General features: G+C 63.7%; 22 protein-coding genes. 11 read left to right on the top strand and 11 right to left on the bottom strand.

Features of this window, described 5'->3' with window-relative positions; genetic code table 11:
• Entirely contained in the window at nucleotides 1-1,140 is a 1,140-nt protein-coding gene (locus PF66_RS12380) for an efflux RND transporter periplasmic adaptor subunit (RefSeq protein WP_239687882.1), read from the bottom strand.
• A gap of 245 nt (nucleotides 1,141-1,385) precedes the next feature.
• Between PF66_RS12380 and PF66_RS12375 the strand changes: the two genes are divergently transcribed.
• A complete protein-coding gene (locus PF66_RS12375) occupies nucleotides 1,386-2,252 on the top strand; it encodes a pirin family protein (RefSeq protein WP_054062850.1) in 867 nt (288 codons plus the stop codon).
• Between the two features lie 77 nt (nucleotides 2,253-2,329).
• A complete protein-coding gene (locus tag PF66_RS12370; RefSeq protein ID WP_054056561.1) occupies nucleotides 2,330-3,793 on the top strand; it encodes a mechanosensitive ion channel domain-containing protein in 1,464 nt (487 codons plus the stop codon).
• 124 nt (nucleotides 3,794-3,917) lie between these two features.
• Here the strand turns inward: PF66_RS12370 and PF66_RS12365 are convergent, their stop codons facing one another.
• The 3 genes from PF66_RS12365 to PF66_RS12355 form a co-directional block, all read right to left on the bottom strand.
• Nucleotides 3,918-6,350: a TonB-dependent receptor gene (locus PF66_RS12365; protein WP_054056562.1), complete on the bottom strand. Its 2,433-nt coding sequence runs from the start codon at nucleotides 6,348-6,350 to the stop codon at nucleotides 3,918-3,920.
• Between the two features lie 132 nt (nucleotides 6,351-6,482).
• Complete coding sequence (locus PF66_RS12360) at nucleotides 6,483-7,448, bottom strand: FecR domain-containing protein (protein WP_054062849.1); 966 nt, start codon at nucleotides 7,446-7,448, stop codon at nucleotides 6,483-6,485.
• A complete protein-coding gene (locus tag PF66_RS12355) occupies nucleotides 7,448-7,945 on the bottom strand; it encodes a sigma-70 family RNA polymerase sigma factor (protein WP_054056571.1) in 498 nt (165 codons plus the stop codon). Before PF66_RS12355 ends, PF66_RS12360 begins: the two co-directional genes overlap by 1 nt.
• Before the next feature lie 153 nt (nucleotides 7,946-8,098).
• On the opposite strand from PF66_RS12355, the gene PF66_RS12350 reads away from it, so the two are divergent.
• Complete coding sequence (locus PF66_RS12350; protein WP_239687883.1) at nucleotides 8,099-9,364, top strand: AAA family ATPase; 1,266 nt, start codon at nucleotides 8,099-8,101, stop codon at nucleotides 9,362-9,364.
• 5 nt (nucleotides 9,365-9,369) lie between these two features.
• A complete protein-coding gene (locus PF66_RS12345) occupies nucleotides 9,370-10,116 on the top strand; it encodes a hypothetical protein (RefSeq protein ID WP_054056565.1) in 747 nt (248 codons plus the stop codon).
• A 6-nt stretch (nucleotides 10,117-10,122) separates the two neighbouring features.
• On the opposite strand, the gene PF66_RS12340 is transcribed toward PF66_RS12345, so the two are convergent.
• Nucleotides 10,123-11,559 (bottom strand): PLP-dependent aminotransferase family protein, encoded by a 1,437-nt coding sequence (locus tag PF66_RS12340; RefSeq protein ID WP_054056566.1) that lies wholly within the window; start codon nucleotides 11,557-11,559, stop codon nucleotides 10,123-10,125.
• A 174-nt stretch (nucleotides 11,560-11,733) separates the two neighbouring features.
• Here PF66_RS12340 and PF66_RS12335 point away from each other — a divergent pair, with 174 nt between their 5' ends.
• On the top strand, nucleotides 11,734-12,174 hold the full coding sequence (locus PF66_RS12335) for a carboxymuconolactone decarboxylase family protein (protein WP_054062848.1): 441 nt from the start codon (nucleotides 11,734-11,736) through the stop codon (nucleotides 12,172-12,174).
• 103 nt (nucleotides 12,175-12,277) lie between these two features.
• Nucleotides 12,278-13,168 carry a hypothetical protein gene (locus PF66_RS12330; protein WP_054062847.1) on the top strand — a complete coding sequence of 297 codons (891 nt, stop codon included), beginning with the start codon at nucleotides 12,278-12,280 and terminating at the stop codon, nucleotides 13,166-13,168.
• On the opposite strand, the gene PF66_RS12325 is transcribed toward PF66_RS12330, so the two are convergent.
• From PF66_RS12325 to PF66_RS12315, 3 genes are read right to left on the bottom strand one after another with little or no spacing between them, the layout of a single operon-like run.
• A complete protein-coding gene (locus tag PF66_RS12325) occupies nucleotides 13,165-13,989 on the bottom strand; it encodes a sulfite exporter TauE/SafE family protein (RefSeq protein ID WP_054062846.1) in 825 nt (274 codons plus the stop codon). The genes PF66_RS12330 and PF66_RS12325 overlap by 4 nt on opposite strands.
• Complete coding sequence (locus tag PF66_RS12320) at nucleotides 13,986-15,254, bottom strand: NAD(P)/FAD-dependent oxidoreductase (RefSeq protein WP_054062845.1); 1,269 nt, start codon at nucleotides 15,252-15,254, stop codon at nucleotides 13,986-13,988. The genes PF66_RS12325 and PF66_RS12320 overlap by 4 nt, the downstream gene beginning before the upstream one ends.
• A gap of 16 nt (nucleotides 15,255-15,270) precedes the next feature.
• Nucleotides 15,271-16,155, bottom strand: a complete 885-nt coding sequence (locus PF66_RS12315; protein ID WP_054060249.1) for an MBL fold metallo-hydrolase — start codon at nucleotides 16,153-16,155, stop codon at nucleotides 15,271-15,273.
• Between the two features lie 257 nt (nucleotides 16,156-16,412).
• Here PF66_RS12315 and PF66_RS12310 point away from each other — a divergent pair, with 257 nt between their 5' ends.
• Together PF66_RS12310 and PF66_RS12305 are read left to right on the top strand one after the other, a co-directional pair.
• Entirely contained in the window at nucleotides 16,413-17,744 is a 1,332-nt protein-coding gene (locus PF66_RS12310) for a sigma-54 interaction domain-containing protein (RefSeq protein ID WP_054062844.1), read from the top strand.
• A 125-nt stretch (nucleotides 17,745-17,869) separates the two neighbouring features.
• On the top strand, nucleotides 17,870-18,667 hold the full coding sequence (locus tag PF66_RS12305; RefSeq protein ID WP_054062843.1) for a GNAT family N-acetyltransferase: 798 nt from the start codon (nucleotides 17,870-17,872) through the stop codon (nucleotides 18,665-18,667).
• A gap of 49 nt (nucleotides 18,668-18,716) precedes the next feature.
• Here PF66_RS12305 and PF66_RS12300 read toward each other — a convergent pair whose 3' ends face one another.
• Nucleotides 18,717-19,172 (bottom strand): RES family NAD+ phosphorylase, encoded by a 456-nt coding sequence (locus PF66_RS12300; protein WP_054060251.1) that lies wholly within the window; start codon nucleotides 19,170-19,172, stop codon nucleotides 18,717-18,719.
• Nucleotides 19,169-19,618, bottom strand: a complete 450-nt coding sequence (locus PF66_RS12295; RefSeq protein ID WP_054060252.1) for an antitoxin Xre/MbcA/ParS toxin-binding domain-containing protein — start codon at nucleotides 19,616-19,618, stop codon at nucleotides 19,169-19,171. Before PF66_RS12295 ends, PF66_RS12300 begins: the two co-directional genes overlap by 4 nt.
• Before the next feature lie 238 nt (nucleotides 19,619-19,856).
• On the opposite strand from PF66_RS12295, the gene PF66_RS12290 reads away from it, so the two are divergent.
• The 3 genes from PF66_RS12290 to PF66_RS12280 all read left to right on the top strand — a co-directional run bounded on the left by PF66_RS12290 (nucleotide 19,857) and on the right by PF66_RS12280 (nucleotide 23,614).
• The gene (locus PF66_RS12290; protein ID WP_054062842.1) at nucleotides 19,857-20,798 is read left to right on the top strand and encodes a hypothetical protein; all 942 of its coding nucleotides are present in this window, start codon (nucleotides 19,857-19,859) and stop codon (nucleotides 20,796-20,798) included.
• A complete protein-coding gene (locus tag PF66_RS12285) occupies nucleotides 20,795-21,730 on the top strand; it encodes a hypothetical protein (RefSeq protein ID WP_054062841.1) in 936 nt (311 codons plus the stop codon). Before PF66_RS12290 ends, PF66_RS12285 begins: the two co-directional genes overlap by 4 nt.
• 384 nt (nucleotides 21,731-22,114) lie before the next feature.
• Nucleotides 22,115-23,614, top strand: a complete 1,500-nt coding sequence (locus PF66_RS12280; RefSeq protein WP_054060255.1) for a sensor domain-containing diguanylate cyclase — start codon at nucleotides 22,115-22,117, stop codon at nucleotides 23,612-23,614.
• Between the two features lie 12 nt (nucleotides 23,615-23,626).
• On the opposite strand, the gene PF66_RS12275 is transcribed toward PF66_RS12280, so the two are convergent.
• Nucleotides 23,627-25,093 carry an MFS transporter gene (locus PF66_RS12275; protein WP_054062840.1) on the bottom strand — a complete coding sequence of 489 codons (1,467 nt, stop codon included), beginning with the start codon at nucleotides 25,091-25,093 and terminating at the stop codon, nucleotides 23,627-23,629.
• Nucleotides 25,094-25,268: the final 175 nt, after the last annotated feature.

The raw sequence follows: 25,268 nt of genomic DNA, 5'->3' as shown, positions 1-25,268 counted from the left end.
TCAGTGATCCTGTATCGGGGAGGATGCTCGGTTCAGCGCCAGCGATTGGGCATCCGGGACCCGCACCTGCTCTGCGGGGTGCAGCAGGTGCGCGCCGAGGGCGACGATCAGTTGGCCGGGACTGACTCCGCCGTCGAGCACGGCGTATTCCTGGCCGAGGCTGGCAACCTGTACGGGGACGAAGCTGACCCGGTTGTCGTTGCCGATCAGCCACACTCCGCTGCCGGTACCGGGATCGTGCAGGGCGCCGATGGGGACGCGGGTCTGTTCGGCGGCGGCACTGGACAGGCGAACGGTGATGGTCGAGCCGATGGCGAAACGTTCGGCCTGGCCGTCGAGCACATAGCGGGCCCGAAAGGTTCGGGTGCTGGGATCAGCCGCTGCCGAGAGCTCGCGCAAACGGGCCTCAACCGCCTGTTCCGGAGCACCGAAGGGAAATGCCCGGGCCGGGTTGGCGGCCAGGTTGCGCTGGTTTTCCGGCAGGTTGATCACGGCTTCGCGGGCACCGTCCTGGGCCAGACGGGCGACCACCTGCCCCTCGGCGACCACTTGGCCGCGATCGACGCGAACCTCGGTGATCACCCCGTCGCCGTCTGCCCTGAGCACCGAATAGGTCCGGCGATTTTCGATCTGCCGGGCGTCGGAGTCGGCCGAGGCCATCTCCGCCTCGGCCACCCGCAGGTTGGTCGCGGCCTGGTCGAAGATCTGCCGTGATACGGCCCCGGTGGTAGCCAGGCGCTGATAGCGCTCGGCATCGTCACGGCGCTGGCGCAGTTGCGCCTGGGCGGCGACCACACGGTTCCTCGCGCCCTTGAGCGCCAGATCGAAGTCCTGGACATCCAGCACCAGCAGGGTATCGCCCTTGCGCACACGCTGGCCGGGATCGACGCGGCGCTCCATGACCTTGCCACTCACCCGGAAGCCCAGGTCGCTTTCGGTACGTGCGGCAACCACGCCGGTATAGGCATTGTCCTGCTGGTTGGCCGGCTCCACCCGGGCGGCCAGCACCACCCGTGGAGGGGCCGCGCCGAGCTGAGAGTCGGCCTGGCTGTTGCAGCCGCCGAGCAGGATCAGCAGCACCAGCGCGGGGAGGTGGGAAAACCATCGGGCCAGCATGATGTCGCGAATGGGTGGCTGCATGGTGCACCTCGATCGTGGGAGTAAATATTATGAGTGTAATATTTTATATATTATGAGTGTAATGTAAATAAGGCCAGCCTTGCCTTGTCCATGGCGCAGCCCAAGGCGTTGCGGCCGTGCCGATCCGGCTTGGCGTTCGGCGGTTGCGATCGTTCCATAGTTGGGACGATGAGGTTGATTTTTACGGACTACCGCTAAAAACGCGGCGAATCTAAGCTATGCCCCATGACTTGATGGAGGCGTCCATGAAAAAGATTCTTGGTATTTACACCAGCCCGCGTGGCCACTGGGTCGGCGACGGTTTTCCGGTGCGCACCCTGTTTTCCTACGATGGCCTCGGCCAGAAGATCAGTCCGTTCCTGATGCTCGATCACGCGGGCCCGGCCGAATTCACCCCGACCACCGAACGTCGCGGCGTCGGTCAGCACCCCCACCGCGGTTTCGAAACCGTGACCATCGTCTATGACGGCGAAGTCGAGCACCGCGATTCCACCGGTGCCGGCGGCATCATCGGGCCGGGCGACGTGCAATGGATGACCGCGGCGGCGGGGATCATTCACGAGGAGTTCCATTCCGAAGCCTTTGCCCGCCGTGGCGGCCGGCTGGAAATGGTCCAGCTCTGGGTCAACCTGCCGGCGCGCGACAAGTCGGCACCGGCCGGCTACCAGGGCATCCTCGACCGCGACATTCCGAACATCGCCCTCAGGGACGGTGCCGGTCGCCTGCGTCTGATCGCCGGTGAGTTCGACGGCCAGCGCGGCCCGGCACGGACCTTCACGCCGATCGATGTCTGGGACATTCGCCTGGCGGGCGGCAAGGTGCTGAACCTCGACCTGCACGCCGGCCACAACACGGTGCTGGTGCTGCTGCGCGGCAGTGTGCAGGTCAACGGCGAGGCGCAGGCGGGCGCCGGGCAACTGGTGGTGCTCGAACAGGCCGGCGAACGCCTGCAACTGCAGGCCGATGCCGACGCCATGCTGCTGTTGCTCAGCGGCGAGCCGATCGACGAACCGATCGTCGGCCACGGCCCGTTCGTGATGAACACCGAGGCGGAAATCCACCAGGCCTTCGTCGATTTCCACAGCGGTCGTTTCGGCCGCATGGATGACTGAAGGCAGGCTGTGAGCCGTGGGTGAAAGCGGGCTATCCTTGGCACCTGCAGCTGTCCAGCTGTTTCCGGAGCCGTGCGATGCCTGACCTGTTCACCCAACACCCCCTGCTGTCCGAACACCCGCTGCTGTGCGCGCTGTTCCTGCTGGTGATCGACCTGCTGCTGTGGCGCCTGCTCGGCACGCGCAGCAGCAACTGGAAGCTGGTGGTGCGCCTGACCGTGTTTTCGCTGTACAGCCTGGTGCTGTTCAACGAAGGCATGAATCCGATGCAGATCGCGCCCTGGCCCGAGGATATCTCCCGGCACCTGGCCGCCACCGGCCTGCAGATCGGCTGGTGGCTGTTCGGTGCACGGACCCTGACGGTACTGGTCGGCACGGTGATGATGCAGCGGGTCGGGCATGCCGGGCGACTGCTGCAGGACGTGCTGGGGGCGATCATCTTCCTGATCGCGATCATCGCGGCGGCGGCCTATGTGCTCGATCTGCCGGTCAAGGGCGTGCTGGCGACCTCCGGGGCGTTCGCGATCATCGTCGGCCTGGCGTTGCAGAGCACCCTCAGCGACGTGTTTTCCGGCATCGTGCTCAACACCACCAAGCCCTACCAGGTCGATGACTGGATCTCCATCGACGGCACCGAGGGTCGGGTGGTCGATATCGACTGGCGTGCCACCCGCCTGCAGACCTCCCAGGGCAGCCTGGCGGTGGTGCCCAACTCCCTGGCGGCGAAAGCGCGGATCATCAACTTCAGCCGGCCCAGCGATGTACACGGCCTGGCCATCAGCCTGCAGGTCAGCCCGCATGTGCGGCCCCATGTGGTGATCGACGCCCTGGAGCGGGCGGTGCTCGGTTGTCGGGCGCTGTTGACGACGCCGGCGCCGAGCGTGGCGCTCAAGAGTTCCAGTGCGACGGGCGTCGAATACGAAATCAGCGGTTTCGTCAGCGCCATGGGGCTCAAGCGCGAGGTGCGCAATCAGCTGTTCGACCTGGCGTTCCGCCATTTGCAGGCGTCGGGGGTAAGCCTGCTGTCCACGGTGGAGAGTGCCTTGCCGAGTTCGACGTCGCGCCCGCGGGCGCTGCTGGAAAGTTCGCCGATCTTCTCGACGCTGCGTTCCGAGGAGAAGGAGACCTTCAGCCAGAACATGGTCCCGCAGCTGTTTCGCGCGGGCAGCGTGATCCTGCCGCGGGGCGAGGTCAGCGACCATCTGTTCATTATCGAGTCGGGCGTGGTGTCGGTGACGCTGTTGCGCGGCGACAAGCCCGTGGAGGCGGCGCGGATGGGGCCGGGGGAGGTGATCGGCGAAGCCGGGATCCTCGCCGAGCAGGGGATGCCGGCGGACTTTACGGCCAAGACCGATTGCCTGCTGTACCGGATCGAGAAGGAATACCTCAAGCCGTGCCTGGATGCCCGGCATGATATCGGCGAGGCGATGCGCAGCCTGCTCGATCACCGCCTGCATGCGGCGCAGAACTTTACCCGCGAGGTGCCCAAGCCGGAGGTCAAGCGTGGGTTCATGCAGTGGCTGCGTAGCCGTGGACTTTAGGGGAGAGGGATATCGCTTTCGCGGATGAATCCGGCTCCCACAGGTTCAGGCACAGTTTTCAATATTGTGCATGACACAGACATGTGAGAGCCGGATTTATCCGCGAAGCAGGCGCCGCGGTCGATCAGAAATCCACCGTCGCCGAGACTTTCAGGGTTCGCGGCGTCCCCTGGGTCAGGTACCCGCCGTTGGCCGAAGCCCAGTAGGCGGTATTGGCCACGTTCTCCAGGTTGGCCCGCAGGGTGACTTCCTTCTCATCCAGCTTGAAGCGATAGCGCGAGCCCAGGTCGAAACGGTTCCAGCTCGGCAGGCTCAGTGTGTTGCTGGCGTTCGCATACTGCCCGCCGGTGCGCAGCATCCGTGCGCTCAGAGCCGCGCCCTCGATACCCGGTACGTCCCAGTCGGCGCCCAGGTTGAACTGGAAGCTCGGCACGCCGATCGCGCGGTTGCCATCGTTGGTGCCGTTGAGGGTGCCGGTCAGCTCGGTTTTCATCACCGTTGCACCGCCCAGCAGGCGCAGGCCCGGCAGCGGTTCGCCGAACAGGTTCAGTTCGACGCCCTTGTTGATCTGCTCACCCTCGACCCGGAAGATCCGGTCGGAACCGGTGTAGCTGGACGGCTGTTCGATGCGATAGACGCCGAGGCTGCCACCGTAGCTGTCCATGTCCAGGCGCACACCTGCCTCGACCTGTTTGCTGCGCACCGGCGCAAAGGTCTCGGTGCTGTTGATCGCGGTAGTGGGGGCTGACGGCCCCTTGGCCAGGCCTTCGATACGGTTGGCGTAGAACGACACATGTTCCCAGGGTTTGATCACCAGCCCATAGACCGGTGTCGTGATCGACTCGTCGTAGCTGGCGTTATGCACGCCGGTGACGGTGTTCCAGCCATTGACCACGATGGACTGGCGGCGCGCCCCGACGGTCAACAGCACGCGGTCATCGAGAAAACCCAGGGTGTCGGCCACCGCCGTGCTGCGGATCTGGTTCCTGCCGACCACCCGCGGATCGTGGATGTCGCTGCCGAATGAGGTCGCCACCGGCCGTGGACGCGGCACCGCATCGTAGATGTTGTTGTAGTAGCGCCCGGCGCTGGCGATGTTCTCATAGGCCGAGCGTTGTTCACCCCACATCCCGGCCAGGCCGAAGCTCAGTTGATGACTGACCGGGCCGGTCTGCACGCGGCCGTTGAGCCCGGCCATCAGGCTCCGGTTGTCCTCGGTGTGGGGCGCGTAGAGCATACCGCCGCGGGCGTTGCCGGCGGTGTCGGTGAGGGTCAGCGAGGAGTACACGCCGTTCTCCCGGGTGTACTTGGCGCCACCGGCGACGTAGCCGGTCCAGTTGTCGTTGAAGTCATATTCGGCACGGGCCATGCCGAAGGTGTCTTCCAATTGTGAATAACTCCAGGACTGGGCGTAGTTGTCCTTGGCCGACGGCGCGTGGGGTACCTTGTTCAGGCTGGAGTCGAGGTAGATCACCGGCCGGCCCTGATTGATCACCTGCTTCTGGTAGCCGATATCCGCCGACAGCCGCAGGCGTTCGCCGCGATAGTCCAGGCCGAGGGTGGCGAGGGTCGAGCGTCGGTCTTCGTCGTCGATCCCGGAATCGCCCTCGCGTTGCAACAGGTTCAGGCGTGCGCCGAAACGGTTGTCCTCACCGAAGCGCTGGCCCAGGTCGACATGCGCACCGGCACGCCCCGAGCCGCCGGCATCGAGGGTGACGCTGCGGGTCGGGGTGTCCCCGGCGCGTTTGGGCTGCAGGTTGACCCCGCCGCCGATACCGCTACCTCCGGGGGTGACGCCATTGATGAAAGCGTTCGGGCCCTTGAACAGTTCGACCCGTTCCAGCGCTTCGGTGGCGATGATCTGCCGGGGCAGAACGCCGTACAGGCCGTTATAGGAGATATCGTCGCCGTTGAGCGGCAGGCCGCGGATCATGAACACCTGGGAGAAGTTGCCGAAGCCTGCGGACTGACGCACCGAGGCGTCGTTGAGCAGCACATCGCCGACGGTCTGTGCCTGTTGGTCACGCAGGGTCTGCGCGGTGTAGCTGGTGACGCTGAAGGGCACGTCCTGCACCGACTGGGTGCCGAGCATCCCCAGGCGGGCGCTGCGGGCCACCTGGCCACCGCTGTAGATATCGGCGTCTTCGGCGGACTGGCCGCTGATGTTGGTCGCCCCCAGTTCCAGGGCGCCATTGGCCTCGACATGGGGAGCGAGGGTGTAGCCGTTGCCGCCGCTGCTGATCAGATCGAAGCCGCTGCCTTGCAGCAGGTGCTGGAAGCCTTCGAGCACGCCGTAGCTGCCGTTGAGTCCGGGGCTCTGGCGGTTGCCCAGCAGCGCCGGGTCGAACGACAGCGGCACGCCGGCGCTGACGGCGAACTGCGCCAGCACCTGGTGCAGTGGGCCGGGGGCGATGGCGTAGGGGCGCACGGTATTTTCGGCGGCGACTTCAGCGGCGTGGCTGGCGGAGGGCAGGGTGACACCGAGCGTCAGGCCGAGGGCCAGGGTCAGCGCCTGCAGCGGCAGGCGGGGTGTCAGCGGGTGGTGCCTGGAGGTCATCGAACAGTCCTGTCGGAAGCGTGGAAACGCAAGGGGTTATCCACACACCGGACGAGAGTGGAAAAGGTATCAGTTCAGGGGAGATTTTTTCTGGGGAGGAGCGGTGTTCTGTCCGCGAAGGGACTCTACAGATCAGGCCCGGCCCTCGACCGACACCCAGTACCGGGTCAACCGGCTGACCTTCAAGGGCAGGGTGTTCTGCAGCAATTGCAGGCTCGAATCGGTGTCCTTCAGCGAAAATGCCCCGGATACCCGCAACTCGGCCACCGCCGACTGGCAGCGCAATACGCCTGGCCGGTAACGCCCCAGTTCCTGCAGCACCTGCGCCAGGCGCATGTTGCGCGCCAGCAGCATGCCGCGGTCCCAGGTGAGGCTGGCGATATCGAAGTTCTCCAGCGGTTCGATACGGCTGTGCTGCAGGCCTGCCCGTTGCCCGACCTGCAACGTCGAACCGGGCCCGCCGACCTGGGTCTTCAATTCCACCGCTCCTTCGAGCACCGCAACCTCGCTGCGCTGCCCGTCGATCCTGACGTTGAAACGGGTGCCCAGTGCCCGCGCGGTTCCCTGCGGGGTCTCGACGATGAAGGGGCGATGGGTGGGCGCCGGGTCGCGGGCGGTGCTGACCAGGATCTCGCCGCTCAGCAGGATCAGCCGACGTTCCTGGCTGCTGAAGGCGATATCCAGTGAACTGTCGGTATTGAGCAGCACCTGGCTGCCATCGGCCAGGGTCAGGGTTTTCTGCTCGCCGACGGCGGTGCGCTGGTCGGCGGTCCACTGCTCCCAAGTGCCACGTTGCCAGGCCACGCCGATGGGGGCGGCCAGCAGTAACAGGCCGATGCGGTTCAGCACCTGGCGACGACCAAGGCCCTGCTGGCGCTCGACGCGCTTGAGGGTGTCCCTGACGATCCCGGCCGGCACGTTGCGAAAGTCGCCCAGTACCGCCTCGGCCCGTTGCCAGGCCTGGGCATGCTCGGCACTGCGCTGGCGCCACTGTTCGATGGCCAGGCGATCGGCCGCCGTCGCCGTACCGGAGTGCAACTGCACCAGCCAGTCGGCCGCCTCGCCGAGGATATGCGGGTTGATCGGCGCCTGGCTCATCAGGCGACGCTCAGGCAGGCGATGAACGCATCGCGCATGTAGCGCTTGACGCTGATCAGCGAGACGCCCAGGCGCTCGGCGATCTGTCCGTAGGTCAGGCCCTCGATCTGCGACAGCAGGAACGCCTCACGGGTCTTGCGCGGCATTTCCCGCAGCAGTGCCTCGATCCGCCACAGGGTTTCGAGGATCAGCAGGCGGGTTTCCGGCGAGGGCACCTCCTGGGTTGGCAGGTGGGCGATGGTCTCCAGATAGGCCCGCTCGACTTCCTGGCGGCGCCAGCGATCGATCACCAGGCCCTTGGCGATGTGCGTCAGCAGGGCCCGCGGCTCGCTGCCCAGCGAGCGTGCGGCAGGGCGGCTGAGCAGGCGCAGGAAGGTGTCGTGGGCCAGGTCCGCGGCATCGCAGCTGTTACCCAGCTTGCGCTGGAGCCAGCCATGCAGCCAGCCGTGATGCTCGCTGTAGAGCGTATGAATATGCGGGTGAGGGGCTGACGACATGGCACCGACTGCTCGCAGGGCGGCATCCTGCATGAATGTAATTAAGAATTGATCGCATTCTAGCGGTGTGCACCCGGCGCTGGCAATTGCGCCGTGTCAGCTATTGCCAGGAGCGGCTGTCTTGCGAAAGCCCTGCAACTTGAGTGGTCAGCCATGCTGACCTATATTGGTTCCCTTTTTGCTGCGATATCAGATCAAGGAACAATCATGATGGGTAAGCGCGAAATCGGTGGTGAACGATCCCGGATCGGGCAGCCAGCGGAAGAGGGCATACGCCTCTGTGAGTTCAAGATAGATAATTTCAAATCCCTTGTCGGCTTTGAGATGCATTTGGCGAATTTCACTTGCTTGATCGGGCTGAACGGTGCTGGAAAGTCAACGATCCTGCAGGCACTGGATTTCCTCTCTCAACAAATCAAGGGAGACTTATCCGGCTGGCTGAAAAAGCGCGAGTGGAAACCGATCGACCTGAAATCCAAGTTGAGCAAGAGTAGCAACATAAAATTTGAGGTCGTTTTTGAAGTCGATGGTGAACGTGCGCTGTGGAAAGCAAGTTTTAACCGCACCTTTCTACGCTGCACAGAAGAGTTATGGCAAATCGATGAAAACCTTCTCTTGGTTGAGGATGGGCGCTTGTCTACCCACGAGAAAAAGGGCAATACAGCGACTGGTAGCAGTGGGTCGATCAATTTCGAATACCAGGGGTCGGTCCTTTCCGCTCTGAAGGAGACCAGCTTGCCGCCGGCAATCCTGAAGCTCAAGAAGTTCGTTTCTACCATCACCTCTCTGGATGCGTTGTCTCCCCAGTATCTGCGCAAACAGGCACGAGGAAGCGACGGCGACCTGGGATTTGCTGGAGAGAAACTTTCCGCGTTCATCCATCAGTTGGCGCCCAGCGAACTGGACTCCCTGCTGACAATGTTGAAGAAAAACTATCCGAAACTTCAGTCAATTGAGCTCAAGTCCTTGAACTCTGGCTGGAAGTCCCTGGCTATACAGGAAACCTACAGCACTGGAACATTCAGCACTCACGCCCGGCACATGAACGACGGCATGCTGCGTTTGATGGCGATACTGGCCGAAACTTTGTCCAGTCACGGTTTCATGCTGTTTGACGAAGTAGAGAACGGTATAAATCCGGAACTGATCGAGTTTTTGCTGGATTATCTGGTAAGCATTGATCGGCAGGTCATGGTCACTACCCATAGCCCGATGATTCTCAATTATCTCGAAGATGATGTTGCCCGCGAAGGGGTCCGGTTTATCTATAAGACTGACGATGGCAGAACGCGGACTATCCCTTTCTTTTCCATTCCCTCTGTGGCGGAAAAGCTCACTGTCATGGGGCCTGGAGAGGTATTTGTTGATACCGATCTGGTGCGTCTGCCTCAGGAAATCGGGCGTTTGGTCGCGAGGTAGTAGGGATGTTGCTTCTGGTCAGTGGAGAAGGGCCATCGGATATAGGTCGTCAGTCTCCCGGTGAAGAAGGGTTCGAGTTTTCCCCAGGGCCGATGTGTCTGATTCTGGATCTGCTGATCGAGAGACTGATGGGGTATTCATTGTTCGACTACCAAGGTGTGCAGTTCATCCATAAGTCTCAACTGGTTGCCGTGGAGCCCAAGCATCATGGTCGCCGGTTCTCGGCGCCAGGCAAGGGTAAATCCAAAGAGACGGGCTATTACTACGAAAATGCTCGGCGGCTTGCACTCAAGGCTGTTGCTCTGGCTCAGGAAAGCAGTGACGTGGTCGTCCCGGTTTTGTTTCGAGATGCTGATGGTACGCAGTCTTCAGATCGAGGAGAGTGGTCGGCAAAATGGCAATCCATGATCAAGGGTTTTGAAGCGGGTGGCTCATCACTGGGTGTTCCTATGTTGCCCAAGCCCAAGTCGGAAGCCTGGTTGTTATGCGCATTTCGAGAACCTAACTATCAGCATTGCGCGGCGCTGGAACAGGCATCGGGTAATGATGACTCTCCAGATTCGCTCAAATCTCAGCTTGAACGGGTGCGCAACGGTTTATCGTCGGCCGCTGATATCAATGATGCGATACGTAATGGTGAAGTGGACCCTCACCGGATCGCGATGGATAGCTTCAATCTCTTCCGAAACCGGCTGAGTGAGGTGATCCATCAGGTTATTGCTCCGGCTGTAGCTGGAGCGCCACCTGCATAGCCGTTTTCAATTCTCAGAGCATAGTTGGCGAAGCAGTCCGAGTACCCGGTCCAGGGACGGCTGGATGTCCAGGGTCTCGATCGAGCCGTAGCCCATCAGCAGGCCGGTGCGTGGCGGCGTGCTGTGGTAGAAGGGCGCCAGGGGGTAGAGGCCGACCTCGAAGCGTTTCGCCAGCTCGATCAGTTGCGCGATGTCCACCGTGCCGCGATCGAGGACCGCCATATGGTAGCCGGCGGTGGAGTGGATGCGTTCGAACCAGGGCGACAGGTCGCCGTCCAGCCGTTCGATCAGCTTCTCGCGGCGGCTGGCGTAGGCCTGGTGGCAGCGGCGGATATGCTTGACCAGGCAGCCATCGTTGATGAACTTGGCCAGGGCCCACTGGGCCAGGGTCGCGGTGTGCCAGTCGGTCAGCTGCTTGGCCGAGATCAATGCCTTGAGCAACCCCGGCGGCGCCACCAGGTAGCCCAGGCGCAGCTCCGGCAGCAGGGTCTTGGAGAAGGTCCCGACATAGGCCACCAGGCCATGCCGGTCGAGGCTCTGCAGGCAGTCGGTGGGCCGTCCTTCGTAGCGGAATTCGCAGTCGTAGTCGTCCTCGATGACGATCGCGCCCAGTTCCCTCGCCCGTTCCAGCAGGGCCTGACGCCGCTCCAGGCTCATCGGCATGCCGAGGGGGAACTGGTGCGCCGGGGTCACGTAGATCAGCCGTGTGCCCTCGGGAATCCGGTCGACCCGGATGCCCTGCGCATCCACCGGTACGCCGACCACCCGCGCGCCCTGGGCGGCGAACAGCAATCGCGCCGGCGGGTAGCCGGGGTCCTCGACGGCGACGGTGCAGCCGGGCTCCACCAGCACCCGCGCGACCAGGTCCAGGGCCTGCTGGGCACCATTGGTTATCAAGAGGTCGGTGGCGTTGCAGCGCACGCCGCGAGCAAAGCCGATATGCCGGGCCACCGCCTCGCGCAGCATCGGGATGCCCTCCGGCTGGCTGTACAGGCCACGGGCCTGGGCGGTCTGGCGCAGGGCGAAGAGCACGCAGCGACGCCATTCGTCATGGGGGAACTGGTGCTTGCTGGTGGCCCCGCCGAGGTAGTCGTAGCGCAGGGTGCCAAGCGGATGATGCAGCGGTACCGAGGCCTCGCGCCATTGGCGTACCACTGCCGCACCGGCCAGCTCCTCGCTCTGGGCCGGGGTGCGTTCCTGGGGCGTATGCGAGTTGACGAAGGTCCCGGCGCCGACCCGGCCGACCAGCAGGTTGTCGTAGGTCAGTTGCGCGTAGGCATCGGCCACGGTCTTGCGTGACACCCCCAGTTGCTCGGCCAGCAGGCGGGTGGGTGGCAGTTGCGTGCCGGCCGCCAGTTTTCCGCTGGTGATGGCGTTGCGCAGTTGATCGGTGATCTGCCTGGCCAGGTCGCGACGACCCTCGAGGGTGATGTGCAGTTCCATGTGGGCTCGCTGGAGGGAGGGGGTGGTGCCTGTCAGGCCGCAGTTTAGCCTGCGGTCCCGGCCCATGGCAGTACCGGTCGATTGGCTTACCGATCTTGCCCGGAATTGGCTATTTGGTCTGGAGCCCACTGGGCTTAACGTAGCGCCATCGCCAACCTCCTGAGGAAAACTGCCATGCAACCTCGTATCGACTTCTACACCGCTTCCCCGGATGCCATGAAAGCCATGATGGCGCTGGAAGGCGCGGTGAACAAACTGCCGCTGGAAAAATCCCTGCTGGAACTGGTGAAGATGCGCACCTCGCAGATCAACGGCTGCGCCTTCTGCCTGGACATGCACAGCGCCGATGCGCGCAAGGCCGGTGAAACCGAGCGGCGCCTGTACACCCTCTCGGCCTGGCGTGAAACGCCGTTCTTCAGTGCCCGCGAGCGCGCGGCCCTGGCATGGACCGAAGCACTGACCCGGGTATCCGAAACCCACGCCCCGGACGAAGACTATGCTCTGCTCAACGCCGAGTTCACGCCGGCCGAGCAGGTTAACCTGACCCTGGCGATCAACACCATCAACAGCTGGAACCGCCTGGCGGTGGGTTTCCGCAAGATGCCCACCGAGTGACCGGCTGTACGGTGGTTTTTTTTCGCCACTGAACCTGTTGCCGCCGCGTGCGCCTGTTCTAGAGTGCGGGAACTTGTATCCGCCTGATGGGGAGCGCTATCGGATGTACAGCCAGTTGCAGCCACCGGCCATGCCTGAAGCGTTTCACTCGCGGATTTACGCCGGGGAAGTGTTCGCCCTGGCATTGCCGGCCATGCAGGCGCTGGTCGAGGCTGCTCGCGGCTTGCTGGAAGAGGTGCTGTACCCCTTCGAACCAACCCGGGTCCACCAGCATCTGAACCACGTGCAGCAGGCGCAGTGCTTCACCCGCCTGCAAACGCTGTTCCATCGGCACGACGGCATCCAGCGCCACTGGGCGCAGGTGCTCGACAGCCTCGGCCTGGCTTCCAGCGGCATCGCCTGCGACCGCCTGCACCTGCGCTTCCAGCCGCCGCATCCACCCGGTGAGGCGGCGCCGCGTGACCGCGCCACGGCGACCATCGCCTTCCACCGTGACACCTGGGGTTCGAACCTCTACGCCCAGACCAACTGGTGGGCGCCGATCTACCCGATCAGTGCCGGGCGGACCTTCGCCATCTATCCACAGCTCTGGCAGCGGGCCCTGGCCAACAGCAGCGCCGACTTCGATCTCAGCCGGGTGCTGGAGCGCTCGCACCGTGACGGCCGCAACTCGGTGAATGCCGACCAGGCGATTCCCCACCTGCTGGAATCCATCGACGATGAAGTGGCGGTGCCGGTGGTGATCGACCCTGGCAGCCTGCTGGCGTTCTCCGGCGCTCACGCCCATGCCGGCGTGCCCAATCACACCGAGCTGACGCGGATCTCCTTCGAGACCCGCACGGTGTGGATCGACGACGTGCTGGCCGGCCGTGGCGCACCGAATGTCGATGGCCGCGCGCCGTGGCGTTCGCCGGGGTTCTTCCGCCGGCTAAGCGACGGTCGGCGCCTGCATGAGGTGTTGGGATGCGGTTATCTGGAAGCCTGCAACGCCTAGAGTGACAACCCCAGCGCACGGCTGGCGAGCAGCAGTGCGGCTGTCACGCCGACCACCGCGAACAACTGTTGCAGGCGTGGCCCGGCCAGGCGACCGGCAACCTGGCGTCCGAGCACCAGGCCCAGCACCGCGCCACCGGCAAACGGCGCGCCGACCGACCAGTGCATCACGCCCGAGAGCGTCGCCGTGACCACGCTGGCGGTGGACACCAGGGCGATCACCGCCAGGGAGGTGGCGACGATGCTCCTGCTGTCCAGGTTGGTGTAGCGGGTCAGCGCCGGAATGATGACGAAGCCGCCGCCGACCCCGAGCAACCCGGAGAGCAGCCCGGACACCATCCCGGTGACGGTCAGTGCCCGGGCGCAGGGCAGGGTCCAGCGCAGGCGGCCCTGCAACGGGTTGAGCACGCAGGGCAGGAACTCGGCGCGCGGTGCCGGCTGGCCGTGCCTGAGTTCATGGCGGGCCTTGTTGAAGATCCGCGCGCAGGCGTAGACCATCACCAGGGCGAAGCCCAGCGCCAGCGGTTCGTTCGGCAGTCGATGGGCCAGCCACAGCCCGACGGGGGTGAGCAGGATGCCGATCCCGGCGATAAAGCCGGCGGCGCGATAACGCACGATGCCCTGGCGCAGGCCGAGCAGGGCACCGATCGCTGCCGCCAGGCCCACCGCGAGCAGGCCGATGGGCGCAGCCTGGACCATCGACAGGCCCAGTCCGAACACCAGCAGCGGCACCGCGAGGATGCCACCCCCGGCACCGGTCAGGGCGAGGATGGCACCGATCAATATGCCGAACCCACTGCCCAGCAAGAGATGTTCGTTCATACCGCCGGCTTGTCCGCTTGCAGGATCGGTCGGGCCAGCCATTCGTGGCCCTTGAGCATGCCGCGCCAGTACAGCGGCGGCAGCAGCCGTTCCTTCAGCCACCAGGCCAGGCGGGTCGGCCGACGGCCGTCGAGCAGCCAGGGGGCGAAGGTCGGCGCCAGCTTGCCGCCGTAGGTGAACTCGGCCAGGACGATCTTGCCGCGCTCAACGGTGAGTGGGCAGGAGCCATAACCGTCATAGACCGCCGTGCGGGTCAGTCGTCCCAGGGCCACCAGCACGTTGTTCGCCACCACTGGTGCCTGCTTGCGCGCCGCCGCGGCGGTCTTGGCGTTGCTGGTGTTGGTGACGTCACCCAGGCCGTGGATGTTGGCGAACCGGCGATGGCGCAGGCTGGCCGGGTCGACATCGACCCAGCCGGCGGCATCGGCCAGCGGGCTGCTGCGGATGAAGTCCGGAGCGATCTGTGGCGGCACCACGTGCAGCAGGTCGAAGGCGCGCACCACGGTTTCCCGGCTGCCGTCCGCCAGGGTGCGGGCGAAGGTCGCCTGTCTGGCCGGGCCGTCCACGGCAATCAGGTTATGGCCGAACTGCAGGTCCACGGCGTACTTGTCGATGTATTCCATCAGCGCCGGCACATAGTCGGGAACCCCGAACAGCACCGCGCCGGCGTTGAGAAAACTGGCCTTGACCTGGCCCTGGCGGCCATTTTTCAACCAGTGGTCACAGGACAGGTACAGCGCCTTCTGCGGCGCCCCGGCGCACTTGATCGGCATCGGTGGCTGGCAGAACAGCGCCTGACCTTCCTTGAGCGCCTGCACCTGTTTCCAGGTGTAGGGTGCCAGGTCGTAGCGGTAGTTGGAGGTCACGCCGTTGCGCCCGAGGGTGTCCTCCAGGCCGTCGATGGCGCCCCAGTTCAGTTTCAGGCCGGGGCAGACCACCAGTTGCCGGTAGCCGATGCGACGCTGGTCGGCCAGCACCACGCAGTTGGCGTCCGGTTCGAAGGCGCTGACCGCGGCCTTGATCCATTGCACGCCACGGGGGATCAGCGAGGCCAGTGGGCGGGCGGTCGACTCGGGGCTGAACACCCCGGCACCGACCAGGGTCCAGCCCGGCTGGTAATAGTGGGTGTCGGCCGGGTCGATGATCGCGATATCCAGGCCGGGGGCACGGGCCAGCAGGCTGGCGGCGGTGGCGATGCCGGCGGCGCCGGCGCCGATGATCAGGACCTGGTGCTGGACCGGGGCGTTGCTGCTGTTCGAATTCATGAAGTCGGATCCTGGCTCAAAGGGCGTTCAGCGGGATTTTCAGGTAGCGCACGCCGTTGTCTTCCGGCTCGGGCAACTGGCCGCTGCGCATGTTCACCTGCACCGAGGGCAGCATCAGCACCGGCATGTCGAGGGTGGCGTCACGGGCTTCGCGCATGTTGACGAAGGTGTCCTCGTCGATGCCGTCGTGGATGTGGATATTGCGCGCACGCTGTTCGGCCACGGTGGTCATGTATTGCAGTTCACGCCCGCCTGGCAGGTAGTCGTGGCACATGAACAGCCGGGTCTGCGGCGGCAGCGCCAGCAGGCCCTGGATCGAGCGGTACAGGGTGCGCGCGTCGGCACCGGGGAAGTCGCAGCGGGCGGTGCCGTAGTCGGGCATGAACAGGGTGTCGCCGACGAAGGCGACGGTCTCGTCCCCGTCATGAATCAGGTAGCTCATGCACGCCGGGGTGTGTCCCGGGGTGTGCAGGGCGGTGGCGCGCAGGTGGCCGATGGCGAACTCGCCATTGTCGGCCAGCAGCACGTCGAACTGGCTGCCGTCGCGACGGAACGCGCTGCCCTCGTTGAACAGCTCGCCGAACACCTGTTGCACTTCGGTGATATGGCTGCCGATCGCCACCTTGGCGCCCAACTGTTGCTTGAGGTAAGCCGCCGCCGACAGGTGATCGGCATGCACGTGGGTCTCCAGGATCCACTCCACTTTCGCATCCAGCTCGCGGATGCGTGCCAGCAGGCGGTCGGCGGATTCGGTGCGGGTGCGGCCGGACTTGGGGTCGTAGTCGAGCACGCTGTCGATCAGCGCACAGCAGCGGGTATCGCGATCCAGCACCAGGTAACTGATGGTCCAGGTGTTGGGATCGAAGAAGGCTTCTACGGTCAGCTTGTCGCCGATGTTCATTGCGTACTCCAGGCAAAGAGGGGCGGCGGCCGAGGTTGTCGGGCCATCCCTTGTTCGTCGAGGATTTCAATAAGCATGCCAACGGGCTGTGGTGCATTTTTCCTACAGTTTATTGACCTTTATCAGCGCGATTGACGGACTTTTCTGTATCTGAAAGTCAGTCTGGCAGAAATGGCGGAAATAATGGCAGTCAGTGGCAGTGAAATGGCAGAAGCGTGCGAGCTGTATTAAGCTGCGGCCTTCGCCCCGGAGTCGCCATGAACCTGATTGCCACCGATCTCTCCCAGCCGGACATGCAGGCGCTGGTGTCCTACCTCGAACACGACGTTCAGCCGACCATCGTCCTCGACACCGACTACAACATCGTCGCGGCCAACACCGCCTACCAGCGCCAGTTCGGCGTCGCGGGCCGGCCCCATGTCGGCGCCAAGTGCTACCGGGTGTCCCACCAGTTCGCCGTGCCCTGCGACCAGGCCGGCGAGCACTGCCCGATGCGCAAGGCCTTCGATACGCGCCTGCCCGAACGGGTGTTGCACATCCACCACACGCCGCGCGGACCGGAGCATGTCGACGTGGAACTGCGCCCGTTGCTCGGTCGCCAGGGCGAAGTGGTGGGTTATGTCGAACGGCTGAACAGCGTCGCGGTGGCGGCGGCGCAACCCCAGCATCAGGGCCTGGTGGGGCGCTCGGTGGCGTTCAAGGAGGCACTGACCGCACTGCAACGGGCGGCGCCGTCGCCGATTCCGGTGTTGCTGCAGGGGGAATCGGGCACCGGCAAGGAGCTCTTCGCCCGGGCCTTGCACGAGGGCAGTCCGCGGGCTGGCGGCCCACTCGTGGTGGTCGACTGCACCGGCCTGACCGAAACCCTGTTGGAGAGCGAACTGTTCGGTTACGAGAAGGGCGCCTTTACCGGCGCCCTGCAGCGCAAGATCGGCCTGGCCGAAGCGGCCCACGGCGGCACGCTGTTCCTCGACGAGATCGGCGAGGTGCCGTTGGTGATGCAGGTCAAGCTGCTGCGGCTGATCGAGTCCGGCAGCTTCCGCCCGGTGGGCAGCCTGCGCACCGTGCATTCGGACTTCCGCCTAGTCTGCGCCACCCACAAGCCGCTCAAGGACATGGTGGCAGCCGGCAGTTTCCGCCAGGACCTGTTCTATCGCATCAGTGCCTTCCCGATCCGCCTGCCGGCGTTGCGTGAGCGCAGCGATGACCTGCCGCTGTTGATCGACAGCCTGTTGCAGCGCCTGGCCCCAGGCGCGGTGCCGCGTATCGATCCGCAGGCGCTGCGGGCCCTGACCCTGTATGCCTGGCCGGGGAACATCCGCGAGTTGCGCAATGTGCTGGAACGGGCGCGGTTGTTTACCGACGATGGAGTGATTCGGGTACAGGATCTGCCGGCGGAACTGCGCAACGAGGCTCCCGTGGCTCCCGTGGCTCTCGTGCCGACCCGTCGTCGGGGGCGCAGGGACCTGGAGCAACTGGCCCATGCGCTGGAGGTGTTCGAAGGCTCGCGCAGTGAGCTGGCGAAGGAGTTGGGGATGAGTGAGCGGACGTTGTATCGGCGGTTGCAGGCGTTGGGGGGGAATGCCTGAGCCCGTCTCCAGGCCGGTAACGCAGGGGTATGCCGGGCTCGCCTGGTGGAGCCCGCCTCCCTTACGGGCCCGTCCTGATAGCCCGTCTAAGCTGATGGGTATTCACCTTTCTTGCAGGTAACCAGATGAGCGTGCCCGAAGCCATTGAGTCTGTCGAACAATACATCTCCATGTGGAAAGTGCTGGCCGGCGACCGTTGTGGCGCCGACCTGTCGGAGCAGCCAGGGCTATCGCTGTGCTGGGCCGACAGCCCTTTTTCGTTCTGGAACGCGGTATTTCTCAACGAGCAAATTACTGACGAACAGCTGTTGCGCGAGCGCCTGCGGGCCGGGGCCGCCTACCTGCGTGCCCGGCGCCAGGACGGCCTGGTGTATGTCTGCGAGGATTACCTGGGCGGTTCGGCCCGCCAGGCGCTGGAATCGATTGCCGCTGAGGAGCGATTGTCCTTTGCCCTGGATATCACGGGCATGGTGGGTGACCTCCTGCCATTCGAGCAATCGGCAGGGCACCCGCTGCTGACCTTCGAGCGGGTCCGGGATGAAGTCGCTTTGCAGCATTACGCCGATATCAACAGTGAAGGTTACGGCTCCCCCCTCGACGCCGGGCGCGCGGGGCTGGCAGGCTCGAATTTCTGGAAGCAGGAGGCCTTTGCGTTCATCGGCTACCAGGACGGCCGGCCGGTGTCGACGGCAGCGGCCATCGTCAACCGGGGGCAGCTCTACGTGGCCCTGGTCGCGACCCGGCCCGACGCCCAGCGCCAGGGCTTCGGCGAAGCCACGGTGCGCCACGCCCTGCAGGCGGCCCATGAAGCGACCGGGTTACGGCGTACCACATTGCATGCCACTGATGCGGGACTCCCGGTTTATCTGCGGTTGGGATACCACCGGACCACTCGGTTTATTACCTACGGCTTGGCTCCCTGACGGGACTTGTTGGAGGGAGCCGAGGGAGGCTCCCTGCATGAAAGGCCAATCAGCCTGTATGAAATTTCTTGAGCAGGCGGTTATCCAGCCTGAATGTTTCGCTGCTTAAAGTAGCCTTCGTCGACTCCTGGTGCAGCGGATTGAACAGGTAGTTTTGGGTATGCGGCATGATCACACTGGGGACCGGCATCAGCAGTGCCGGGCTACTCAAGAGAAAGGTATCTCCCAGTTTCTTAGTGTAGCGCAGGTCATCAGCCCATTCTGCCTTCAGCGTCGGTGGCTGCCACTGGCTGGCATCGTCCGCGATCTCCACCTTGAGCAATTGCAGGGTTTGTGGGAAATCCTCCTGATCCACCTCCAGATGGACCAGAATTTCCAACATCGCTCCGGCCGGCGTCCCGGCCAAGTAGACCACCGGCCTGCCGGCTGAGTGCCAACGCCCGCTGGCGAGCAGGCCACCACGACCACTCAGGTCGGCAAACGCACTGATTCTCCAGAGGATCAAAAGCTGAAACCCTCTGCCAGTTGAATCAGCATCTCCTCGACCTGGCGGGTGCCCTGGATGGTCGAGAACATCGCCATGGGACTGCTGCCAGAAAAGCGCTCCTTGGGTTTGGACAACCAGCGCCTGGCCTTCTGGTCATCGCCGAAAATGGCAGAGGCCATTGCGGTGATATGCGCGGCACGGAACAACCGATCACTCTCGTCGACCGTCAACTTCTGTTCCTTGGCGATCCGCGTCTTCAAGGTTTTGAGCGGGATGATCCGGTCGCGCTCCAGCGGCGTGACGTCGCCTTGATCGCAGAGCTTCATCAACCGTTCGGCATCGAAACCGAACTGGATCATCTCGTGAATCTCCAGATCGCTGGCGTCGGTCGGAATCTGCAGCAGGTACTCCAGGCGGCGCCGATAGACCCCATAGGTGGGTTCCCGCATCACTTCGGCCAACATGAAACACCTCCCGAAACTATCGGCATTTGCCATATTGTAGCCGGCAAATGCCGGATATTGGAATGTTTCGGTGATGAGCGTTGATGTCTGGCACTCCAAGGCAGCTTGAGCAATGGGTCACATTCGACGGCCCAGTTTGCAGAAAGCGCTAGGCGCAGCCTCTCCGTGCATTGCACTATCCCCACTGTTTTTGTTATGGGCGCCCATGCGGGCGCCCGGTTTACCGGGAAACCAATCAGTGAACGGGCTTGTTGTCATCACTACCTACTTCAACCCCTGCGGCTACGCCACCCGCCGGAGCAACTACGACCTGTTCATTGCCGGCATGCGCCGGGCCGGGGTGACCTGCATCACCGTCGAATGCGCCTTCGGCGATGAACCCTTCGAGCTGCCACCGAGTCTGGACGTGATCCAGGTCCGCGCCCGCACGCTGCTCTGGCAGAAGGAGCGCCTGCTCAATCTGGCCGCCTCCTGGCTGCCAGGCAGTTGCCGCCATGTCGCCTGGCTCGACTGCGACATCCTCTTCGACAACCCGTCCTGGGCCCGCGACCTGGTATGTGTGCTGCACGAGTATCCGGTGGCCCAGGTCTTCGAAAGCTGCCTGCGCCTGGAGCGTGGCAACGTCGAGGGCGCCACCGCCGATATCGCGCATTCCTTCGCGGCGGTCATGCAGCGCCAGCCCGACAGCCTGGACGCCGGCCGCTATGATCTGCACGGCCACACCGGCTACGGTTGGGCCATGCGCCGCGAGATCTTCGACGAAGTGGGGCTCTACGAGTGCGCCGTCTCCGGCAGCGCCGACCACTTCATGGCCCATGCGATCTTCGACGACTACAACTTCTGCATCCGCAACGCCCTCAAGCACGACCCGCGGCAGATCGATCACCTCAAGGCCTGGGGCCGGCGCTTCCACCAGCGCGTCCAGGGTCGCCTCGGCGTGGTGCCGGGGCGCATCCGCCATCTGTGGCACGGCGATGCCGTGAACCGCCGCTACTTCCTGCGTATGCACGACATCACCGACCTCGGCTTCGACCCCTGGACCGACTTGCAGATCGTCCCCGGCGCCCCGCTGGAATGGGCCGAAGGCATGGACAAGCCGGGGCTGCGGCAATATTTCGCCAACTACTTTGCCAGCCGTCGCGAAGATGGCCATCAGGCGCTTCAGGAGAACCCTGCATGAACGAGTTCCATAACCCGGACCTGGACGATGCCATCGCCGAATTGAGCGACGTGTTGGCAACCCTCGAACAGCGCGCCCGGGACAACGAACGCGCCATCGACAAACTGGCGCGCCAGCGCAAGGCCTACCTGACCCAGGTGACCTATGACCTGCTGCCGAAGCTGTCCGGAGGGGTCTTGGCAAGGCTGCGCGAGCAGGTGCCGGGGTTCGTCACGTTGCAGGTGCAGGAGAGCTTTGACAGCCAGCGCAAGTTTCTCGGGCTGTTTGCCAGCAGGGATTACGCCCACACCCTGGCACTGTTGCAGACCCGGCTGGCCAGCCACCTCGACCAACTCCAGTATGCCGGGCTGCGCGAGCGCGACGACGAGATCGGGCAGGTGGCGGCGCAGCGCGACGGGCTGCAGGCCCAACGCAAGGCGACTGGGGAACTGCTGGCGTTGCTGCGGCAGGCCAGGCAGCAGGGCGCGCCGTTGCCACCGCAGGTACAGGAGCAGGTTCGGCATCTGGCCTCGCTGGCCCGGGCGGCTCGCCGGGATGATGACCGGCCATATACCCCGGATCGGGATTATTCGTCCTCGTCGCGATACGCCAATGAGCCGGGTCGCACGACGACGGTGGACGATCGGTTGCCGGGAAGCCGGGACAATCCGCTGGATCTGCTGATTTACTGGGCGACGGATGTCACGACGAGCTTGCGGACGCTGGTGCTTGATACGGTGGAGGAGGCGAAGCGTGACGTTGAGGCGTTTGGCCGGGAACTCAGTGGAGAGCCGAATGAGTCGGGGCCAGCGGAATCGAGGGATTCAGGTTCGTCGCCGTCCTCTTCGGTGGGGGATTCGGTGGTGCCGGTTGCTGTGGCGGCAGGCGTGACGGCTGCGGCGGTGACGGGGGCGGTGATTGCCACGGATGATAGTTTGGGATTGTTTTCGTGAGTGCAGCTATGGCCGGGAGCAGCTTTTGCGCAAGGCACCTGATACGCGTGACGCCGGAGCGTGGGTGCTCAGGTTGAGATTGAGGTCCTTGCCTGGTGCAAACACGCTGAACAGCCCCCAACGGCCGGCCCCTACGGGGCCGTGATGGCGTCCGGATGGCTGCAATTGAGGCGTGCTTCAGAGGCTTCCTTGTGCGACAGTTGTGATACATGTTTTTGTCATATTTTTGTCAGACAATCCTACGCCGGTCGGTTATAGTTTCAAAAGTATCGAACCAGTTAGTTATTTTAACCATGAATCAACTGATCGCTCAGTGGGAACCTGCCAAGGCCCGAGGGCACAAGCAGCCGGCCAGAGAAATCGGAATTTCCATCGGGTATTGACGTGAAGCGTGACATCCAGCTTGTTGTAGTTCTGTTGTCAGTGATCGGTTGTTCCCTTGCCTCTCTGGCCTTCTGGAAGGTGATCGCTTCCAGGGAACAGGCGCTGGATGAAATCAACGTTCATGGATTGAACCTGGCTCAAGCGCTTTCAACGTATTCGGAGGGCATCGTCAGGCAAAGCTCGCTTCTTTTACTGGGCCTGGTCGAGCGTCTGGAAACCGAGGGGATCGATTCTGCGCAAATTGAGCGATTGAACACCCTGGTCAGTCGGCAATTGCCGCTTATGCCGCAGATGAGCGGTATCACCATCTACGACAGGCAAGGTCGCTGGATGGTGTCATCCAGCCAGCCAATTCCGACCGGCCTCAACAGCAGTGATCGGGCCTTCTTCATTCACCATCGTGACGATCCCTCGCGGGAGCCCTTCATCGGCCCGCCCATTCGCTGCCGGTTGAAACAGGAGTGGGTGATCACCATCAGCCGCCGTTTCAATGATCGCAAAGGCGACTTTGCCGGGGTGGTGGCGGTCACCCTGGGAATTGAAAACTTCCTGCGGCTGTTCGGAGCTATCGATGTAGGGCGGGACGGCGCAATTGGCTTGTCGTATACCGACGGTTCGATACTGGTTCGTTATCCGTTTCGCGAGGAGGACATGGCGCGCAGCTTCTCGAACTCACCCATTCGGGAGAAGTATCTGGCTGATCGGAATGTGGGAAATGCCTCGTTCACTTCCAGCCTGGACGGTGTCGACAGGCTCTACGCTTTCCGTAAAAGCGAAACCCTGCCCCTGGTGACGACAGTCGCCCTTGGCAAGGATGAGGCGTTGGCTGCATGGCGTCTTGAAGCGATGCTGTCATTCATGGTGGTGGCCGGACTGTTGATGCTGACCGGATTCATCGGGGTGCTGCTGATTTGCGACATTCGTCGTCGCAATCACGTCGAGGAAGAGCTGCGGGTCGTGCAAAGCCAGTTGCTGGAGAAAAACCATCAGCTCGCTCGAATGGCGATGGATGACGCGCTGACGGGGCTCGCCAATCGGCGTTGTTTCGATGAAAGGCTGCTGGTGGAAGTCAATCGCGCCCAGCGGGACAGGACGCCGTTGGCGTTGCTGATGATCGATATCGATTACTTCAAGCTGTACAACGACAGGTATGGGCATCCTGCTGGCGACGCATGCCTTCAAACGGTCAGCGCTGTCCTTTCCACGTGCATTCGTCGCCCCTGCGACCTGCTTGCGCGTTATGGCGGCGAGGAGCTGGTGGTCATTCTGCCCAATACGGAGATCGAAGGGGCGTCGGTGGTCGCGCAACTGATGATCGAGCGCTTGAACCAGCACAATATCCCTCACGAAAGCAGCCCTGACGGCCATATCACGATCAGCATGGGGGTCACCGAGCTTCGGCAAGCCGTTGCGGATCCCCTGCAATCGTTACTCAACGCCGCAGACGAGGCGCTCTACAGCGCAAAGGAAGCAGGCCGGAATCGACTGGCGGTCTGTTGAGCTTCTGATCGTTCAATCATTCACCTGCGACAGTGGCCTGGCGACATGCTCCAGCGACCGCCGCTCTGCCGCCACACCCCAGATCGCCTGCACTGCTGCCGCGCCGATCATTAACGCCGCACCGATCAGGTAGCCATACAGCACATTGGTCCGCTGCCCGGTCTCGATCAGCGCGCCGAACAGCGTCGGGCCGATCAGACCGCCCAGGCCGGTGCCGAAGGCGTAGAACACGGCGATGGCCAACGCGCGGATCTCCAGCGGAAAGGTCTCGGCCACCGTGAGGTAGGCCGAACTGGCCGCCGCCGAGGCGAAGAAGAAAATCACCACCCAGGCGATGGTCTGCTGGGTGGCGTCGATCAACTGCTGCTGGAAAAGGTAGCCGCTCAGGCACAGCAACACACCGGAAATCAGGTAGGTGCTGCTGATCATGATGCGCCGGCCCACCACGTCGAACAGCCGTCCGAGCAGCAGTGGCCCGCAGAAATTGCCGAGGGCGAAGGGCAGCAGGTACCAGCCGATATGGGCCGAAGGCACGTCGTAGAAGTCGGTGAGCACCAGCGCATAAGTGAAGAAGATCGCGTTGTAGAAGAACGCCTGGGCGGTCAGCAGGGTCAGGCCGACCAGAGCCCGGCGGCGGTGGTCGACGAACAGGCTGTGGAACACCTCGCGCAACGGCGTGTGATCACGGGCGTGCAGGCGCAGCGGTGGTTCCTGCAGCGGGGGCACCTCGATGCCGCGCTCGCGGTAATGGCGCTCGATCTCGGCGACGATGCGCTCGGCTTCTTCCGGCTGGTTGTGGATCATCAGCCAGCGCGGGCTTTCCGGGACCCACAGGCGCATCAGCATGATGATCAGCCCGAGTGCCGCGCCGATGCCGAAGCACAGCCGCCAGCCGAGTTCGCCGCCGGCCACGGCCGGGTCGAGCAGCACCACCGAGCCGACGGCGCCCAGGGCGGCACCGATCCAGAAGGTGCCGTTGATGGTCAGGTCGACCCAGCCGCGGTAGCGCGCCGGGGTGAATTCCTGGATGGTCGAGTTGATCGCGGTGTATTCGCCGCCGATGCCGGCGCCGGTGAAGAAACGGAACAGCAAAAAGCTCCACAGGTCCCAGGAAAAGGCCGTGGCCGCTGTGGCGCCGATGTACAGGAACAGGGTGATGAAGAACAGCTTGCGCCGGCCGAGGCGGTCGGTCAGCCAGCCGAAGAACAGCGCGCCGAGCACCGCCCCGGCGATGTAGGCGGCACCGGCCACGCCGATCTCGGTATTGCTCATGGCCAGGCTGTCCTTGAGGGCCCCGGAGACGGCCCCGGCCAGGGTCACTTCCAGGCCGTCGAGCAACCAGGTGATGCCCAGCGCCAGGACCAGCAGGGTGTGGAAACGGGTCCACGGCAGGCGGTCGAGGCGCGCGGGGATGTCGGTGCTGTAGCAGCGCTCGTCCACTGAGGCGCCAGCTGTGCCTTGCAGGGCTTGGGTCGTCATGGTCACTCCTGTTCGCTGACGGGGTCTCATAGCGATGGAGTTTTGCGTAGGCGGAGGAGTTCAAAAAAATCGCCTTTGTCCGACTCGGGCGCTGTCAGTTTTTCCGACAGGAAAAACTAACTATTGAGTCAGTGTCGTGGTCTACCGTGATAGATTGATTCGATTCGCCGCCACC

Origin of the sequence: Pseudomonas asplenii, from assembly GCF_001293465.1 — a bacterium.
Lineage (GTDB): Bacteria > Pseudomonadota > Gammaproteobacteria > Pseudomonadales > Pseudomonadaceae > Aquipseudomonas > Aquipseudomonas fuscovaginae_B.
Note: the sequence above shows the minus strand (reverse complement) of the source record. Positions and strands in the feature narration are given on the sequence as shown.